Below are 16,842 nucleotides of genomic sequence, written 5' to 3'. Positions count from 1 at the left end.
CACGGAATAAAATAATCTGTGATTACTCTATTGGGAGATACTTATGCCGGGTTCCGGAAACCGCCTGACCAAACTGACCGCTGCAATGGTCCTTGGGCTTATAGCCTCTTTTGCCGCTGTTGATTTCGCCGAGGCTCGCCGTGCTGGCGGGGGCGGTTTTGGTAGCCGTGGTGCGCGTACTTATCAGGCGCCAGCGCCGACACGTACCGCGCCAAACAATGCGGCTCCGATGGAACGTTCAATGACGCCGAACACAGGCACCAACACGCAGGCTAATCGCCCAGCAGCTGGTGCTCAGAATGCGGCGGCTGCACAGCGTTCGGGCGGTATGTTCGGCAATTTCGGCCGCTCCATGCTTGGTGGCCTGCTTGTCGGTGGTTTGATTGGCATGATGCTCGGTAATGGCCTTGGTGGTCTTGCCGGTATGTTTGGTCTTCTTCTGCAGGTTGCTGTCATTGCGTTGATTGCGATGTTTGTCATGCGCATGTTTGCTAACCGTCGTCAGACGGCAGCGGCAGGTGCGGGCAACACTGGTGCGCAGCCTTTCGGCGCTGCGAAGAGTGCAACACCACAGGCAGGCTTCGGTAGCCGTACCCCTTCGGTTAATCCATTTGAGGCCAAACAAGCTGAAACTCCGGCAGCACCTGTCGTTGAAGAAGAGCCAATGGATGTCGGTCAGGAAGAGCTCGACCGTTTCGAACAAATGCTTTCGGAAATCCAGACCGCTTATGGCCGCGAGGATTATGCAGCCCTTCGCAAGCTCGCAACTCCAGAAGCCATGTCTTACCTTGCTGAAGAGCTGGGCGAGATTGCTTCCAGCGGTATGCGTAATGAAGTCAAGGACGTAAAGCTGCTTCAGGGCGATGTTTCCGAAGCATGGCGTGAAGGCAATGTCGAATATGCGACTGTCGCCATCCGCTACTCGGCTATCGACGTTATGCTCGACCGCAACACAGGTGCAGTCGTCGAAGGCAATCCTGATGAGCCGGTTGAAAGCGTCGAAGTCTGGACATTCACTCGCGTTGACGGTGGCGATTGGTTGCTCGCAGCCATTCAGGGCACCGAATAAACTTAACTATTGCAAAGAAAAGGCCCGGTCGAAAGACCGGGCCTTTTTCATAGTTACCAGCTGCCAATATTCTCGGCTGAAGCCCATGGCTCCTGTGGAGCAAGGCGCTCGCCCTTCTGGATCAGCTCGATGGAAATTCCGTCAGGCGACTTGATGAAAGCCATATGGCCATCGCGTGGTGGCCGGTTGATGGTGACGCCTGCATCTTTCAGTTTCTGACAAGCCTCATAGATATCATCGACCGCGTAGGCGAGATGGCCGAAATTACGACCACCACTATAGGTTTCAGGGTCCCAGTTATAAGTAAGTTCCAGCTCCGGCGCGCGTTCTGCTTGCGCTTTGTCCTTATCTGCTGGAGCGGCAAGGAAAATCAGCGTGAAACGGCCTTTTTCGTTTTCGGTACGACGAATTTCTTCAAGGCCGAACTTGTTCACGTAAAAGTCCAGCGATTCATCAATATCGCGAACTCTAACCATCGTGTGCAGATAGCGCATAGTCTTCTCCTGTTTTGCAGATAGGCCGGTTACAGAACTTAACACTTTCCCAAAAGAATGGTTCAGTGCGTTTTCCGTGACCGCTTTAAAGAGCTGTTATCGTGGATAAGTGGCCGTCGTAAAAACGCAAGTAAACAAGTTGTCGAATGATCATGCTGCCTTATGTTTTCGACAGACCAGTTTCTGATTGAGAAATTTAGGAATTAACGATGAACGCATAAAGCCTGTGGTCATCTTCAATTCAACAAAAGATAGGGCTTGCCGCCTACGGTTAAGGAAGTGTTATTCTTTGAGCAAGAATCAGGTCAGAATCGCAACGGAACACAAAGAGGAGGGACGAGCGCATGGCAGACAAATCTGTGTCAAATGACCAGTTTCGCAGTCAGGCCTCCTCAGAAGAGATTGGCGAACTCGTTGAGCTTTCGGGCCATATTAAATGGTTCGACGTTGCAAAAGGCTATGGTTTTATCGTTCCTGACCAGCCCGGTTTTTCTGATATTCTGCTACATGTGACCACACTTCGTCGCGATGGCTTCCAGACTGCCCTCGAAGGTGCGCGTATTGTTTGTGAAGTTCGCAATGGTGACCGAGGCATGCAATGCTTTCGTGTTCTCTCCATGGATACGTCGACTGCTGTGCATCCAGCGCAGATGCCGCCGCAGCGCACCCATGTTACCGTTACGCCGTCCAGCGGTCTGGAACGAGTTATCGTCAAGTGGTTCAACCGCACCAAGGGCTTTGGCTTTTTGACGCGCGGCGAGGGCACTGAGGATATTTTCATTCATATGGAAACGCTACGCCGTTTCGGAATGATGGAACTACGCCCCGGTCAGGTCGTCCTCATTCGCTTCGGCAACGGGGACAAAGGCCTTATGGCCGCTGAAATCCATCCGGATATCGGTACGGCGATTCCTGTTTCGCACTGATTTGGTTCTTTGCGAGGATCTCACAAGCCGGTGATGCCAGTGACAATGCAGTGACTGGGCCTTGCCGCATTAAGCTCCCGTTGATAGTCTCCGCCGCTCAAACGCACCATTCGTGATTGCCCGCCTTATAGCGGTCCCAATCAAGACTGAATCGTTGAAACCGCTAAAGCTATTTACCTTATGCAAAACGCTTCGCGCTTTTGCTGGAAATGCTATAGGGCATTCAACGCGAGTACGCAGGACAAGAGCAGGTAATGGGTCGCATTCTTCTCGCATTTGCATTTATTTTCTTTGCGTTTTCCGCCCAGGCGCAGGAAACCAAGCCCATGCTTTTACCAATGGACAAAGAACCGCTCACTTTCACAACATCGAATGGCAAAGTTTCATTTGGATTGGAAGTTGCTGCGACTGATGAAGCGCGTATGCGCGGGCTGATGTGGCGCACGGACTTCCCAAAGGATAGAGCCATGCTCTTTGTATTCGGTGAAATGCGCAGTGTTATGATGTGGATGCAGAACACGCCTTCGCCGCTGGATATGGTTTTCCTTGATGACACAGGTCACGTATCTGCAATTCATGAAAACGCGGTCCCGTTTTCGGAAGACATTATTTCTTCGCAAGGTCCGGCGGCTTACGTCGTTGAACTTCTTGCCGGTACTGTTAAGCGGACCGGAATCAAGCGTGGTGACAGAGCGATCCACAGAGCAATTTGTGGCGAGTGTCGCAACTGATCTGTCAAAAACCCACAGTCTGAAAAATCAAAAGGAATACAAAATTGAGTGCGCTCGATATCGAATATTTCGAACATGATGGTTTGCGCCTTGCGTATCGTCAGGACGGAGAAGGCGATCCGATCCTGCTCATTCACGGTTTCGCGTCCTCAAGCCTTGTCAATTGGGTGTCGCCCGGTTGGTTCCGGACACTGACCGAAGCTGGCTATCGTGTGATTGCGATCGATAATCGTGGACATGGTTTTTCTGCGAAAAGTCACAATGCCGATGATTATACGCCGAGCGCCATGGCTGGTGATGCCGCAGCGCTGCTTGATCATCTGGGTATCGAAAAAGCGCATGTGATGGGATATTCGATGGGAGCGCGCATCAGCGCGTTTCTTACAATCGAACATCCTGATCGTGTTCGTAGCGCTGTATTTGGCGGTCTTGGAATCGGAATAGTGACAGGTGCGGGTGACTGGGAGCCGATTGGAGAAGCATTGCTTGCTGAAGATCCGTCGACGATCACGCATCCACGTGGACTGATGTTCCGTAAATTTGCTGATCAGACCAAAAGTGATCGTATAGCGCTGGCCGCTTGTGTCATTACCTCCAAGGAACTGGTTTCTGCCGAGGCAATTGCGCGCATAATGCAGCCGGTCCTTGTCGCCGTCGGTACAACTGACGATATTGCAGGAAGTGCACAGGAACTGGCAGACATGCTGCCAAATGGCCAGGCACTCGATATTCCTGACCGCGATCATATGTTGGCAGTCGGTGATAAGGTTTACAAGAAAGGCGTTTTGGCCTTTCTGGAAGAAAACCCTCTCTGAGTTCGCGCGAGCTGGATTTCATTCAGTTACGCGAAACGCAGCTATAAGATTTATGCGGTGTAAAGGCACGGTATTTTGCGATATGTTGTTCGCTGAACTCACGTCGCGTTTAGAAAAATTGGAGCGTGCATAATGTCGGTTCGTACGAACGCGAAAGTATCCCCATCTTTGGGGCAGGTTGATCCGATCTGGCATTCCGTCCGCGCTGAAGCGGAAGAAGCAGCCAAGAACGATCCCGTGCTTGGAACGTTTCTTTATGCAACGATTATCAACCAGTCGACACTGGAAGATGCCGTGATGCATCGTATTGCGGAGCGTCTGGGACATGCTGACGTGAGCGCAGATATTCTGCGCCAGACCTTCGATGCAATGTTAGAGGCAAACCCCGAATGGTCGCATATCATGCGGGTCGATATTCAGGCGGTTTATGATCGTGATCCGGCCTATAACCGTTTCATGGACCCGGTTCTTTATCTCAAGGGTTTTCATGCGATTCAGACCCATCGTCTGGCGCATTGGCTCTATAAAGAAGGGCGTAAGGACTTTGCCTATTATCTGCAAAGTCGCTCCTCTTCGATTTTTCAGACCGACATCCACCCAGCAGCAAGGTTCGGCAGTGGATTGTTCCTCGATCATGCCACCGGGCTTGTGGTCGGCGAGACAGCAGTGATCGAAGACAACGTCTCCATCCTGCATGGTGTGACCCTTGGCGGCACCGGCAAAGCCAGTGGTGATCGCCATCCAAAAATCCGTCACGGTGTGCTGATCGGTGCAGGTGCCAAAATTCTTGGCAATATCGAAGTGGGGAACTGCTCAAAGATTGCGGCAGGCTCTGTTGTGCTGAAATCGGTTCCACATAATGCTACTGTAGCAGGTGTGCCTGCGAAGGTGGTCGGTGAAAGTGGTTGCTCTGAGCCTTCGCGTGTCATGGATCAGATGTTGAGCGAAGCTGCGTTCGGTGAACACATGTTCGGAGAAGGCATCTGATCGTCTTATCGCTCTAAAAAACGCGAATAGTGCTGCGTTCTGGTTTTTTATTTTGGACGGCCTATATGACGCTTAGAGCGGTCCCAGTTATGAGTGAATCGTTGAAACTGAGTCTCGCTATTTGGTTTAAGCATTTTCCAGCGCAAAGCCGGTTCCCACTTTTGCTGGAAATGCTTTAACGGTTCAGAACTATTCGCGCGTGCGTGCATCAACGCATGTGTTAATGCTTTACATCGCATAAGGGCGGGTGCATTAAACCGGCCTCAAATCAATATCAGGAGAAGCCGGTTGAAACCCGAAGAACTCAAGAAACTCGACGCCTATTTCAAGCGGACTTTCAACAATCCGGGCCTTCAGGTGAAGGCGCGTCCACGCAAGAACGATTCCGCTGAGGTGTATTTGGAAGACGAGTTCCTGGGTCTTGTCTACAAGGATGAGGACGAAGGCGAACTCTCCTATAATTTCTCGATGGCTATTCTCGACGTCGATCTCTGAGATCCGTTGCGATGAACAACAACGCCCTTCCTGCTTTACAGGGAGGGCGTTTTTTAATGGCTTGATGGTCCCTGACGCCTTCTCTAAAAAACAACTGATTGAATGCATGGCGGGAGAAATCATGACACGTTCATTTGCGAGCCATATTACAGTTGTGGCGCTATGTTTGAGCTGCGCTACATTCTCAGCTGTAGCGCAAACAATTGATGATGATGGAACGTGCCCGGAACTGGCCCAGAAAATGAGTAAAATCTATTTTGGCTTTCCAGAAATTGTTGATGGCTCCATTGAACGCTTCGCAAGCTGGAAAGCGTCCTGCGCGACAAAAGCACCAGCCGGACAGGGCAATGTTGTTGCTCTGTGTCAGGGCAAACTCAAGGGCGACGGAAATGTTTTTTACTGGATAAAGGCGGCAGTCGAAGCGGAAAGCAGCGGCTATGAAATCTGTGATTATCCTTGACCATGGCGCAAGGCGATGACGACAAGCGGCTTCCTTCCTGGCTCGACATACGCAAACGCGAAACGCGCGATGTAGAGCCCGACCCTGAGAACCGACCTCTTGGGGAAATGCGAGCTTTTTCAAGGGGTTCGCTGTGGGCAAGCACGATATTAGGCGCGTTGGTGGCGTATTTTCTGATCCGCAGCGCATTTCACAACATATCGACCGGCAAAATGACAGTCTCGTCCCAGATGGGGCGACTACGCAGCACCTATCGCTGGCCGGACGATTGGGGATTCTTTTCAACGCTCGTCGGTTTCAAATTATTAGCGGGCGCTATCTTCCTGATTGCGGCGATCTCTTGTCTGAAAGCCGCATTCCGTTCCCACGATAAATAACGCATCTTGTTTCGAGACTTTGTGATGGAGGAAAGCTCATGCCAATTTACGTGTACAATGGTCACCAGCCGGAATTTGCTGATCGTGCCAGCAATTGGATCGCTCCAGATGCAACGCTGATTGGCAAGCTTGTGATTGGAGCGAATGCGAGTTTCTGGTTTGGAGCTGTTCTGCGCGGCGATAATGAGCCGATCACAGTTGGTGCGAACACCAATGTGCAGGAACATACCATCATGCATACCGATATTGGCTTTCCGCTTACGATTGGCAAAGGCTGCACCATCGGCCACCGTGCTATCCTGCATGGCTGCACGATTGGCGAAAACACACTGATTGGCATGGGTGCAATTATTCTCAATGGGGCAAAGATCGGGAACAATTGCCTGATTGGTGCCGGCGCACTTGTGACAGAAGGTAAAGAGTTTCCGGATAATTCGCTGATCGTCGGATCGCCTGCGCGCGTCATTCGCGAACTTGATTCTTCGGCGATTGAGAAATTGAAACTGTCTGCGCAGCATTATGTTGAGAAGGGGCAGTCTTTTATGCGTGGTTTGGAGCCCGCATAAAAAGGGACGGGGAATGACGACCCGTCCTTTTCTTCATTAGAGCATTTCCTGTTTTTCTTGAATCATTGGAAATGCTCTATCTCTTTGTTTTTTCGCATTCTCCAACGCAAAACCGCTTCGCACTTTTGCTGGAAATGCTCCAGATTTATCGAAATCAGTTGCGAATGCTGCTGACGAACTGATCGCGACCATTCTTGATCGATACCCATGCACCGGTATTGGTCGTCGATTGGCGCTTCAGGAATGTGTAATCGGTTTCGTTCCAGATGCGCACACGCTTATCGAGATTGTCGAGAATGAAATCGCCGCGATCCGTACGCAGGGTCAGAACCGCATGCCCTTCACCATTTGGCTGACGAACAACGGTCATCAACAGCGTGTTGGCAGGAACGCCGAGGGCCATCAATTCGCGGCGCTTGAGCAGCATATAGTCATCGCAATCGCCAGCAGTGGTTGGGTATTCCCAATATTCCTCTTGTCCCCAAACTTCCATGTCGGTACGCGGCGCGATCCGTTCGTTTACGCTGGCGTTAACGGCGACAATTTCCTGCCAGATGTTCTGATTAAGTGTTAGAGGTGCACTGTTGGTGCTGCTGATTTTGCACTCGGCTGCATGACGTTCGCAGAACTCATAATGCCCGATTGGCTGCGAAGTGCGTTCGCCAGTTGGCATCCAATGCGAGTTTGATGCCGGGTTTGCGGCTTGTGCGAAAGCTGTTCCCAGAAGGATCAGCATTGCTGCGATGATCGTCTGCTTTGTCATTCTTTTTGTCTCCCTGTTGGAAACAAGAATGCGTGCAAGACTTTGAGAGCGGGGAAATTCAGACGCGAAAATGCGAATCAAATTTGAATAAAACTGCGCGAAATTCAGCAATGTTTTGTTCAGAAATAGCGCAATAAGAGCCATAATAGCACGATTTATGGCGTTTTGATGCCCAATATGGCTCTTAACTCAATTTGCCAATCCGTAACCTTAGTGCGCGTTTACCTTTTAAAATATGCCACTGAAAGCCGGTTCAGGCTTTGCCGCCGGGAATGACGCGAAGAGCGGGCATATCGCGAGTTGGCACAGGTGTGGCCCAGCGACGGGTGCTGTTTGCGGCGTTCGCCCCGTTCATGGTGACAATCGAAGGCTTGCGGATTTCCTGTGTCACGACAAGATCAGGGGCCAGCGGTTCAATTCTGTTGAGGTTACCGAGCACCAGCGGATCAGCACCGGCCCAGGCGACGTCATTGAGCACAGAGATACTGCCAAGCAGATTGAGCCTTCCGTCTTCGCCTGATTCAAGTGGAGCGAGCAGCATTTCAAAAGACAGGCTGCGCCCGGAAAGGCTTATTCCATCATTCTGGCTCAATGCAGGAACCAGATGAGAATTGATGTTTCGCGCCAGTTCATTCAGGGCAGGGCGGTTGCGCTCTGGCCAAAGGGACAGGAAACGGGTGGTCTTCAGTTCACGCCCGAACAGAGCACAGATGCGGGTGCCAGCAAGACGAAAGATCAGCTCGCCGTTCTGGTCTTCTTCAAGAAAGAACAGATCGGACAGGTGACGTCCGAGTTTACGCGGCTGGATCGATTCGCGCTGCGGTGCAAACAAGCTGCCGCTCTGACCCAAAGCCAGTCGCTGCCATTCGCTGAAGATTGCGATCGTGCTGCGGTTTTTCATTGTGCGCTGCTTGTTGCTCTCTGGCCGTTCATCTGAATTTGCGGGCAGTGCCCGTCGGTCCGCGCATTAAAATAGTATTAACAGACGGGATGCCAGCTTAACCCTTTATTCATCCACGACACGTGCTTGTTAAGGTTAATAAGAAGTAATAGTTGCAAATTTTCTTTTATAGCAGTTTGATGAGTTATCAGAAGAAGCCATTGTCTTGGTTGGCTTTTTCCTGATCTCCAGATTTTGTCTCGCAAATATCAGACATTTGCGACAAGGCCGTGCGGGACCCTCCGGCGGCCTTTATTTTTAACGAATTGTCACTTATCAAGAATCCTTATCTCTGGGGTGTGCAATCGGCACACCCGGTCTCTAGAGCATTTCCAGTTTAAGTTGAGTCATTGGAAATGCTCTATATCTTTGTGTTTCCGCGCATCTTGTTCCGAAAAGCGTTTCACACTTTTCGGGATGCGCTCTAGCAGATGGAAAGCGGCAATTTATGAATACGCCTCAGCCTGAAATGCGCAGAAATGCCAATGATTCGAGACGGCCGGGCGGTGGAGAGCCGATATTCAACATACCGAGCGTCGTTCTTGCGCTGATGGCAATTTGTGCGGGCGTTTATATTTATCAGAACTATATTATCAGCGAGCAGCAGAACTATGAGTTCATGCTGAACTTCGCTTTGATTCCAGCGCGGTTCTCATTGGCGGGTGGCTTTTCGGATCCGGCGGCACTGTTCACGCTCATCAGTTACTCTTTCATGCATGGTGGATTTGCCCATATAGCGGTCAACATGATCTGGTTCGCCGCTTTCGGTTCCCCACTGGCGGGACGTATTGGCACCGGACGAATGATCATTTTCTGGATTTTGACATCGGTGATTGCGGGACTGACGCATTATGCCATTTATCCCGAAAGCGTGACGCCCCTTGTCGGGGCTTCCGGAGCTATTTCCGGCATGATGGGCGCTGCTGCGCGTTACGGTTTCCGCCGCGTCGGTGCTGGACGCCGATCTGAATTTGCCGGACCGGTATTGCCGATTGGCCTTACGCTGACATTAAAGCCTGTACTGACCTTCGTGGGTATATGGTTTCTGATCAATATCTTTACGGGATTGTATTCCACTGGCGGGGCTGATTTGTCGGGTATCGCCTGGGAAGCCCATATTGGCGGATTTATTGCCGGGTTCTTTGGCATTTCACTGCTGGATAAGCCGCGCAGCTATGACGCAGTCATAAGGCGCTGACCTGATCCTTCCCTATTTAGTCCGCTTGCAAAGCGGGCATTGAAAGCGCACCATCTTGGGAACACAGCTTGAGGAAGCTGCGTTAGAGCGCCGTGCGCCCTCTTGGGCGCTACACACGGACGCTCTAAACTATTGAATCTACGCATCGTGCTTTCCAAAAATCGATTCCGATTTTTGGGCCGATGCTGTAGAATCATGCGGCAGAGCCGCAAGATTGATTGCTGAACCTTGGGAGGGATTTTGGCATGACCGTTAGATCGATTCTCGAAAACAAGGGCAGGGATGTCGTTGTCATCAAACCTGATGATACGCTTTCACACGCCATTGCCATTCTCGTCCAATATAAAATCGGTGCGATTGTGGCCTGCGATGAGGCAGGGCACATCAAAGGTATTCTTTCCGAGCGCGATGTTGTTCGGGCATTGGCAGCACTGGATACAGGAATCGGGGCACGTCCGGTTTCTGAATTTATGACGTCTAAAGTGCAAGTTTGCCGTGAGCATCATACGATTAACCAGGTAATGGAAATCATGACGCATAATCGCTTCCGTCATATGCCGGTGGAAGAAAACGGGAAGCTTGCAGGAATCATTTCGATTGGTGACGTTGTGAAACGGCGCATCGAGGATGTGGAGCGCGAGGCGGAAGATATTCGCACCTATATCGCGACTGCGTGACTAAACGCGCATCCCGGAATGCATTTGGCCGTTTTCGGAAAAGATGCGCGCTGGGAAACGTCAGAGCGACGAATCATTGTCTGGAGCGGATGAAACGCTCCAGATGTTGGAGTTGAGCTGATTCTTTACAAAGGACGACGCGCACGCAGATAACGCTCGGCAGCGTAAAGCGAAATCGCCGCTGCGTTTGAGACGTTGAGTGATTTGATCTCGCCCGGCATGTCGAGCCGTGCCAAAGCAGTCACTGTTTCGCGAGTCTTCTGACGCAATCCCTTGCCTTCAGCACCGAGAACAATGGCTACCCGATCACCGGTCAGTGTCGATTCCATTTCCTGCGGACCTTCCGAATCAAGACCAATGGTCATGAAGCCGAGGGAGTGAAGCTCTTCGATTGCTTCAGCCAGATTGCGCACTTCGATATGGGGAATCAGTTCAAGCGCACCGGATGCAGCTTTCGCCAGAACGCCACTTTCCTGTGGGCTATGGCGGCTCGTCGCAATCAATGCGCCTGCACCAAAAGCCACTGCCGAACGAATGATAGCGCCGACATTATGCGGATCGGTTACCTGATCGAGAACCAGCAATAGCGGGCTTTCTTTCAGTTCCGATAGCTTTTTGGGGCGAAGCGGCTGCGCTTCGATCATGACGCCCTGATGCACGGCATCCGAGCCTGTCTCTTTGTCGATATCTTTCGGTTCGACGATTTCAACAGGGAAGGGCAGAGCTTCCGCTTCACCAATTTCGAGGCGAGCGAAGCCGTTGCGTGTGGCGCGCATGCGCAGAATCTTGCGCGCGGGGTTCTCTACTGCAGCGCGTACGGTGTGCAGGCCGTAAAGACGGACTGTTCCTTCCGCTACACGACCTGCAGGAATCGGAGCACGCTGCGGCTTATGCGGAGCTTTGCCTTCCGACACGGCCTTTTGATCGCGATGTTCGCGACGCAGACGCGCATAGTGAGAATCTTTTGGGGTACGGGGAGAATTTTGATCGTTCATGGGGCGCTTATATCCTGTCCACAGCAGGGAAGATAGCTGGATAGCAGTTAAATGAACCCTGAAATTTTGATGCTCAACCGGCTATAAGCCCTGATTTCCGGCGGTTCCGCCGAAACCTCGATAGGTCACCACCTGCAACTATTGGAAGGATATGCATTCTTTTCACTTTTACCCTGTTGACAGGAGGAGCGCATATCGGCATAAGCCCCCTCGCAGAACGACGGCGGGTTCAACAGCCAACCAGACATTCTGCAGAAAATGCCTAGTTACTCGACTCTGCTGATAGTGATATTAGGAGGAATGCCCGAGCGGTTAAAGGGGACGGACTGTAAATCCGTTGGCTAAGCCTACGTTGGTTCAAATCCAACTTCCTCCACCACTGTCGGATCAGAGTTTAGAGTATGCGGGTATAGCTCAATGGTAGAGCAGCAGCCTTCCAAGCTGAATACACGGGTTCGATTCCCGTTACCCGCTCCAGTTTTCAAGAGCGGATAGGCGTGTAAGGAATCATCGACGGGCGGTTCGCCGTTCCGTTTTGGCATAAATGTCGGCCTGAAAGTCTGATGGATTTTCGTGCTGGCGCTCGAGCGGTTCTAGAACAAAGAGAACAACGGCGATGGCAAAAAGCAAGTTTGAACGTAATAAGCCCCACGTAAACATCGGCACGATTGGTCACGTTGACCATGGCAAGACGTCGCTGACAGCAGCAATCACGAAGTTCTTCGGTGAGTTCAAGGCATACGACCAGATCGATGCTGCACCGGAAGAACGCGCTCGCGGTATCACCATTTCGACGGCACACGTTGAATATGAAACTGCAGCTCGTCACTATGCACGTCGACTGCCCAGGCCACGCTGACTATGTTAAGAACATGATCACCGGTGCTGCACAGATGGACGGCGCGATCCTGGTTGTTTCGGCAGCTGACGGCCCGATGCCACAGACCCGTGAGCACATCCTGCTCGCTCGTCAGGTTGGCGTTCCTGCGATCGTCGTGTTCCTGAACAAGTGCGATCAGGTTGACGATGCTGAACTTCTCGAACTCGTAGAACTCGAAGTTCGCGAACTGCTTTCGAAGTACGACTTCCCAGGCGACGAAGTTCCAATCATCAAGGGTTCGGCTCTTGCTGCTCTGGAAGATTCTTCGAAGGAACTCGGCGAAGACGCAATCCGCAACCTGATGTCTGCTGTTGACGATTATATCCCAACGCCAGAACGTCCGATCGACCAGCCATTCCTGATGCCAATCGAAGACGTGTTCTCGATCTCGGGTCGTGGTACTGTTGTTACCGGTCGTGTTGAGCGCGGTATCGTCAAGGTTGGCGAAGAAGTCGAAATCGTTGGCATCAAGGCCACTGGCAAGACGACTGTTACCGGCGTTGAAATGTTCCGCAAGCTGCTCGATCAGGGCCAGGCTGGCGACAACATCGGCGCACTGGTTCGCGGTGTAGGCCGTGACGACGTTGAACGTGGTCAGGTTCTCTGCAAGCCAGGTTCGGTTAAGCCACACACCAAGTTCAAGGCAGAAGCATACATTCTGACCAAGGACGAAGGTGGCCGTCATACGCCATTCTTCACTAACTACCGTCCACAGTTCTACTTCCGTACGACTGACGTGACCGGTGTTGTTACCCTGCCAGAAGGCACGGAAATGGTTATGCCTGGCGACAACGTTACCGTTGACGTTACGCTGATCGTCCCGATCGCAATGGAAGAGAAGCTCCGCTTCGCTATCCGTGAAGGTGGCCGCACCGTCGGTGCAGGCATCGTCGCTTCGATCATCGAGTAATGAATTTGACTGGCGGTAACGCCGCCAGTCTGGCATCTTGGATGCCGCATAGGGGTATAGCTCAGTTGGTAGAGCGACGGTCTCCAAAACCGTAGGTCGCGGGTTCGAGCCCTGCTGCCCCTGCCATTTTAAACGAGTGCTCATAGCTTGACTATGGGCGCTCGTTTTCTGTATTCTATCTGGGTGGGCTTTTGCTCATTCATCCGATATGCGCCCGTAGTTCAGCGATGCGAGATCGGCGAAGATAACTTCCTGCCGGAATTTGTTGGCCGGGCAGGGATGGTCGCTACCGTCAAAATTGTGCTGCCGCCGGTGGGCTGGGCATGATTGAATGGTCGGTTAAGCGAATTTAGCAAGGATCGGTTATCTCCGATAAGCCTGTATGGTATTCTTTTAACCAATGGGCTTGTTTTTTTTGAGAATCGATTCTATGTAACGTCAACAGACACGCGGTGCGTGGGGCTGAATCTTCAGCTTTGCGTACCGTATACGCGTGGGTTCCCGTTTTTGATTCGCTTTTGGGTCAGGGACGGTGGTTCACCAAGCAAACAGAGTGGCAGATGGCATCCAAGACGAATCCGATCACCTTTTTCCAGCAGGTTCGCGCCGAAACGGCGAAAGTGACCTGGCCTACAAGGCGTGAAACGATCATCTCCACGATTATGGTGGTGGTCATGGCGTTTCTGGCTGCTGCATTCTTTTTTCTTGCCGATCAGCTTATGGCCTATGGCGTAGAATTTATACTTGGCCTTGGCCGCTAAGCAGGATTGGGGAGTTACGAGATGACAGCGCGCTGGTACATCGTTCACGCCTATTCCAACTTCGAAAAGAAGGTGGCCGAGGATATTGAAACTAAAGCTGCTCAGAAAGGCCTTTCCAGCCTGATCGAGCAGATTGTTGTGCCTACCGAGAAGGTTGTTGAAGTTCGCCGCGGCCGTAAGGTCGATGCTGAGCGCAAGTTCTTCCCGGGTTATGTACTCGTGCATGCCACGCTGACTGATGCTGTGTTTTCTTTGATTAAGAATACGCCGCGCGTGACCGGGTTCCTTGGTGATTCAAAGCCTGTTCCGGTCTCTCAGAAGGAAGTCGATCAGATTCTGAACCAGGTTCAGGATGGTGTTGATCGGCCAAAATCATCGATCACCTTTGAGATCGGTGAAAACGTTCGCGTTTCCGATGGTCCGTTTGCTTCGTTCAACGGTATCGTTCAGGAAGTCGATGATGAGCGTGCCCGTCTCAAGGTTGAGGTTTCCATCTTCGGGCGTGCTACGCCTGTGGATCTTGAATACAGTCAGGTCGATAAGCTCTGATTGTTTGCCCGCAAGGGTGTCCACTGTGAAAAGTGGAAAAGGTGGAAGGATAGGCGGCTTAGCCGGTCGCTGATTTCGCACCACCAAACTGCCAGTCAGTTCGTCTGACGTCAGTCGAGAGCCGGATCTCCGGCATTAATCGAGAACACCGGTTTCCGGTATTTTTATGAAGGCAGAATGCAATGGCTAAGAAAATTGCAGGCCAGCTGAAGCTCCAGGTAGCAGCAGGTGCGGCCAATCCATCGCCTCCGATCGGCCCAGCACTGGGTCAGCGCGGCATCAACATCATGGAATTCTGTAAGGCATTTAACGCTGCCACACAGGAACTGGAAAAAGGTTCGCCGATTCCAGTCGTGATCACATACTATCAGGACAAGTCTTTCACTTTTGTGATGAAGACTCCTCCGGTAACCTACTTCCTTAAGAAGGCTGCCAACCTCAAGTCGGGTTCCAAGGCACCTGGCAAGGAAAAGGCAGGCACAATTGCGCGTGATAAAGTTCGCGAAATTGCTCTTGTTAAGATGAAGGATCTGAACGCATCTGACGTGGAAGCGGCAATGCGCATGATCGAAGGTTCTGCCCGTTCGATGGGCCTGGAAGTGGTGAGCTAAGACCATGGCAAAGATTTCCAAGCGTGTAGCTAAGATCCGCGAAGGCGTTGACGTCAACAAGCTCTACCACCTGTCCGATGCAATCGGTCTGGTTAAGGAACGTGCAGTTGCCAAGTTCGACGAAACCATCGAAATCGCAATGAACCTCGGCGTTGATCCGCGTCACGCCGACCAGATGGTTCGTGGCGTTGTCAACCTTCCTAACGGCACAGGCCGTACCGTTCGCGTTGCTGTTTTTGCACGCGGCGACAAGGCTGAAGAAGCTAAGAAGGCTGGCGCCGACATCGTTGGTGCAGAAGAGCTTTTCGAAATCGTCAATGGCGGCAAGATCGAATTCGATCGCTGCATTGCCACTCCTGACATGATGCCACTCGTTGGTCGTCTCGGTAAGGTACTCGGCCCACGCGGCCTGATGCCAAATCCTAAGGTTGGCACCGTGACTGTTGACGTTGCAGCTGCAGTTACCGCTTCCAAGGGCGGCGCAGTTGAGTTCCGCGTCGAAAAGGCTGGTATCATCCATGCTGGTATCGGCAAGGTTTCCTTCGACAGCCAGAAGCTCGAAGAAAACATCAAGGCCTTTGCTGATGCGGTCATCAAGGCTAAGCCTTCGGCTGCAAAGGGTGAATACGTCAAGCGCGTATCGATTTCCTCGACCATGGGCGTAGGCGTCAAGGTCGATCCGGCAACCGTTAAGGTCGTCGCTTAAGTTATTTGGGCTCCGGTTCGCCGGAGTCTGAGCCTTCCTTTGAAGGGGAGGCATTGGTGGCACACCGGTACTGCGAGAGTGGTCGAAAGTGTAAGAATTCCGGATCGCAAGATCCGGATAGCCGGACGAAAGTCCGGTTATCCTGTCCGAGATTGCAGGCGGATCATCATCTCCGGGTGATAGTCCTTAAACATATGGCCTGCATGAGACGTGGAATAACCCTGTTTCGCACGAAAGTGCATGCGAGGTTTGAACCGTAGTTGCCTTTGAGTGAAGTCCGTTTTGCGGGTGAAGCTGAAGGGGACAGGATCCTCGAACGTCAGATGAGCCGTCAGGTTTATCTGGCAAAGGCAACCCGGCAGGACCAATTGGTCCTGTCTACTGGAGAGACACAGTGGATAGAGCGGAAAAGCGCGAATTTGTCGCGTGGCTGAACGGCGCTTTCAAAGAGTCCGGTTCGGTCGTCGTGGCCCACTATACCGGTCTCACCGTTGCGCAGATGAGCGATCTTCGTTCCAAGATGCGTGATGCTGGTGGCACCGTTAAAGTCGCGAAAAACCGCCTTGCCAAAATCGCTCTTCAGGGCACGGAATCGGAAGGTATCGCAGACCTGTTCACAGGTCAGACGGTCGTTGCATATGCAGACGACCCGATTACTGCTCCGAAAGTAGCCGTCGAGTTCGCTAAGGCTAACGAAAAGCTCGTTATTCTTGGCGGTTCCATGGGTGCAACAACGCTTAACGCCGATGGCGTAAAGTCGCTTGCTTCGCTCCCATCGCTCGACGAACTGCGCGCAAAGCTGGTTGGAATGATCCAGACCCCGGCTCAGCGTCTTGCAGTACTTACCAGCGCTCCAGCGGGCCAGATCGCCCGCGTTATTGGTGCGCACGCCCGGAAGAACGAGGCGGCTTAAGGCCGTTTCTCATTACAAA

At 52.0% G+C, this 16,842-nt stretch carries 20 protein-coding genes, 3 tRNA genes and 1 pseudogene; 20 read left to right on the top strand and 4 right to left on the bottom strand.

Annotation, left to right across the window (positions count from 1 at the left end):
• The first annotated feature begins 43 nt into the window (after window positions 1–43).
• Window positions 44–1,069, top strand: a complete 1,026-nt coding sequence (locus C9380_RS07480) for a Tim44 domain-containing protein (protein ID WP_128093301.1) — start codon at window positions 44–46, stop codon at window positions 1,067–1,069.
• A 53-nt stretch (window positions 1,070–1,122) separates the two neighbouring features.
• Here C9380_RS07480 and gloA read toward each other — a convergent pair whose 3' ends face one another.
• The gene (gloA, locus tag C9380_RS07475) at window positions 1,123–1,563 is read right to left on the bottom strand and encodes a lactoylglutathione lyase (protein WP_024899046.1); all 441 of its coding nucleotides are present in this window, start codon (window positions 1,561–1,563) and stop codon (window positions 1,123–1,125) included.
• Window positions 1,564–1,907: 344 nt separating this feature from the next.
• Between gloA and C9380_RS07470 the strand changes: the two genes are divergently transcribed.
• The 8 genes from C9380_RS07470 (at window position 1,908) to C9380_RS07435 (ending at window position 6,920) form a co-directional block, all read left to right on the top strand.
• The gene (locus tag C9380_RS07470; protein WP_024899047.1) at window positions 1,908–2,489 is read left to right on the top strand and encodes a cold-shock protein; all 582 of its coding nucleotides are present in this window, start codon (window positions 1,908–1,910) and stop codon (window positions 2,487–2,489) included.
• 254 nt (window positions 2,490–2,743) lie between these two features.
• Complete coding sequence (locus C9380_RS07465) at window positions 2,744–3,220, top strand: DUF192 domain-containing protein (protein WP_128093300.1); 477 nt, start codon at window positions 2,744–2,746, stop codon at window positions 3,218–3,220.
• A gap of 44 nt (window positions 3,221–3,264) precedes the next feature.
• Entirely contained in the window at window positions 3,265–4,035 is a 771-nt protein-coding gene (locus tag C9380_RS07460; RefSeq protein ID WP_128093299.1) for an alpha/beta fold hydrolase, read from the top strand.
• A gap of 132 nt (window positions 4,036–4,167) precedes the next feature.
• Window positions 4,168–5,022: a serine O-acetyltransferase gene (gene cysE, locus C9380_RS07455; protein ID WP_128093298.1), complete on the top strand. Its 855-nt coding sequence runs from the start codon at window positions 4,168–4,170 to the stop codon at window positions 5,020–5,022.
• A 288-nt stretch (window positions 5,023–5,310) separates the two neighbouring features.
• Window positions 5,311–5,517: a DUF3126 family protein gene (locus C9380_RS07450; protein ID WP_024899051.1), complete on the top strand. Its 207-nt coding sequence runs from the start codon at window positions 5,311–5,313 to the stop codon at window positions 5,515–5,517.
• Between the two features lie 64 nt (window positions 5,518–5,581).
• Window positions 5,582–5,977, top strand: coding sequence for a hypothetical protein (locus C9380_RS07445; protein WP_244430474.1), 396 nt, complete (start codon window positions 5,582–5,584; stop codon window positions 5,975–5,977).
• Window positions 5,974–6,354 carry a hypothetical protein gene (locus tag C9380_RS07440; RefSeq protein ID WP_128093297.1) on the top strand — a complete coding sequence of 127 codons (381 nt, stop codon included), beginning with the start codon at window positions 5,974–5,976 and terminating at the stop codon, window positions 6,352–6,354. Before C9380_RS07445 ends, C9380_RS07440 begins: the two co-directional genes overlap by 4 nt.
• A 38-nt stretch (window positions 6,355–6,392) precedes the next feature.
• Complete coding sequence (locus C9380_RS07435; protein WP_111788147.1) at window positions 6,393–6,920, top strand: gamma carbonic anhydrase family protein; 528 nt, start codon at window positions 6,393–6,395, stop codon at window positions 6,918–6,920.
• Between the two features lie 154 nt (window positions 6,921–7,074).
• On the opposite strand, the gene C9380_RS07430 is transcribed toward C9380_RS07435, so the two are convergent.
• Both C9380_RS07430 and C9380_RS07425 read right to left on the bottom strand, forming a co-directional pair.
• Window positions 7,075–7,683, bottom strand: a complete 609-nt coding sequence (locus C9380_RS07430) for a transglutaminase-like cysteine peptidase (protein WP_128093296.1) — start codon at window positions 7,681–7,683, stop codon at window positions 7,075–7,077.
• A gap of 253 nt (window positions 7,684–7,936) precedes the next feature.
• Entirely contained in the window at window positions 7,937–8,584 is a 648-nt protein-coding gene (locus C9380_RS07425) for a PAS domain-containing protein (protein WP_024899056.1), read from the bottom strand.
• A 487-nt stretch (window positions 8,585–9,071) separates the two neighbouring features.
• Here C9380_RS07425 and C9380_RS07420 point away from each other — a divergent pair, with 487 nt between their 5' ends.
• Together C9380_RS07420 and C9380_RS07415 are read left to right on the top strand one after the other, a co-directional pair.
• Window positions 9,072–9,821, top strand: a complete 750-nt coding sequence (locus tag C9380_RS07420) for a rhomboid family intramembrane serine protease (protein WP_128093295.1) — start codon at window positions 9,072–9,074, stop codon at window positions 9,819–9,821.
• Window positions 9,822–10,066: 245 nt separating this feature from the next.
• The gene (locus tag C9380_RS07415; protein WP_024899058.1) at window positions 10,067–10,498 is read left to right on the top strand and encodes a CBS domain-containing protein; all 432 of its coding nucleotides are present in this window, start codon (window positions 10,067–10,069) and stop codon (window positions 10,496–10,498) included.
• 125 nt (window positions 10,499–10,623) lie between these two features.
• Here C9380_RS07415 and rlmB read toward each other — a convergent pair whose 3' ends face one another.
• A complete protein-coding gene (rlmB, locus tag C9380_RS07410) occupies window positions 10,624–11,493 on the bottom strand; it encodes a 23S rRNA (guanosine(2251)-2'-O)-methyltransferase RlmB (protein WP_128093294.1) in 870 nt (289 codons plus the stop codon).
• 294 nt (window positions 11,494–11,787) lie between these two features.
• Here rlmB and C9380_RS07405 point away from each other — a divergent pair.
• The 9 genes and pseudogenes from C9380_RS07405 (at window position 11,788) to rplJ (ending at window position 16,823) form a co-directional block, all read left to right on the top strand.
• Window positions 11,788–11,872 (top strand) — tRNA-Tyr (locus C9380_RS07405).
• Between the two features lie 24 nt (window positions 11,873–11,896).
• Window positions 11,897–11,970 (top strand) — tRNA-Gly (locus C9380_RS07400).
• A 139-nt stretch (window positions 11,971–12,109) separates the two neighbouring features.
• Window positions 12,110–13,283, top strand: a pseudogene (gene tuf, locus C9380_RS07390) (elongation factor Tu).
• Between the two features lie 50 nt (window positions 13,284–13,333).
• Window positions 13,334–13,409, top strand: a tRNA-Trp gene (locus tag C9380_RS07385).
• A 434-nt stretch (window positions 13,410–13,843) separates the two neighbouring features.
• A complete protein-coding gene (gene secE, locus C9380_RS07380; protein WP_024898620.1) occupies window positions 13,844–14,044 on the top strand; it encodes a preprotein translocase subunit SecE in 201 nt (66 codons plus the stop codon).
• 21 nt (window positions 14,045–14,065) lie between these two features.
• Window positions 14,066–14,593, top strand: a complete 528-nt coding sequence (gene nusG / locus C9380_RS07375) for a transcription termination/antitermination protein NusG (RefSeq protein WP_024898619.1) — start codon at window positions 14,066–14,068, stop codon at window positions 14,591–14,593.
• Between the two features lie 182 nt (window positions 14,594–14,775).
• Complete coding sequence (gene rplK / locus C9380_RS07370) at window positions 14,776–15,204, top strand: 50S ribosomal protein L11 (protein ID WP_007875441.1); 429 nt, start codon at window positions 14,776–14,778, stop codon at window positions 15,202–15,204.
• 4 nt (window positions 15,205–15,208) lie between these two features.
• Window positions 15,209–15,910: a 50S ribosomal protein L1 gene (rplA, locus tag C9380_RS07365; RefSeq protein ID WP_128093293.1), complete on the top strand. Its 702-nt coding sequence runs from the start codon at window positions 15,209–15,211 to the stop codon at window positions 15,908–15,910.
• Between the two features lie 394 nt (window positions 15,911–16,304).
• Entirely contained in the window at window positions 16,305–16,823 is a 519-nt protein-coding gene (gene rplJ, locus C9380_RS07360; protein WP_024898617.1) for a 50S ribosomal protein L10, read from the top strand.
• Window positions 16,824–16,842: the final 19 nt, after the last annotated feature.

Origin of the sequence: Brucella pituitosa (genome assembly GCF_003049685.1) — a bacterium.
Taxonomy (GTDB): domain Bacteria; phylum Pseudomonadota; class Alphaproteobacteria; order Rhizobiales; family Rhizobiaceae; genus Brucella; species Brucella pituitosa.
The sequence above is the reverse complement of the archived record's forward strand: the minus strand, read 5'-3'. Positions and strand labels throughout refer to the sequence as shown.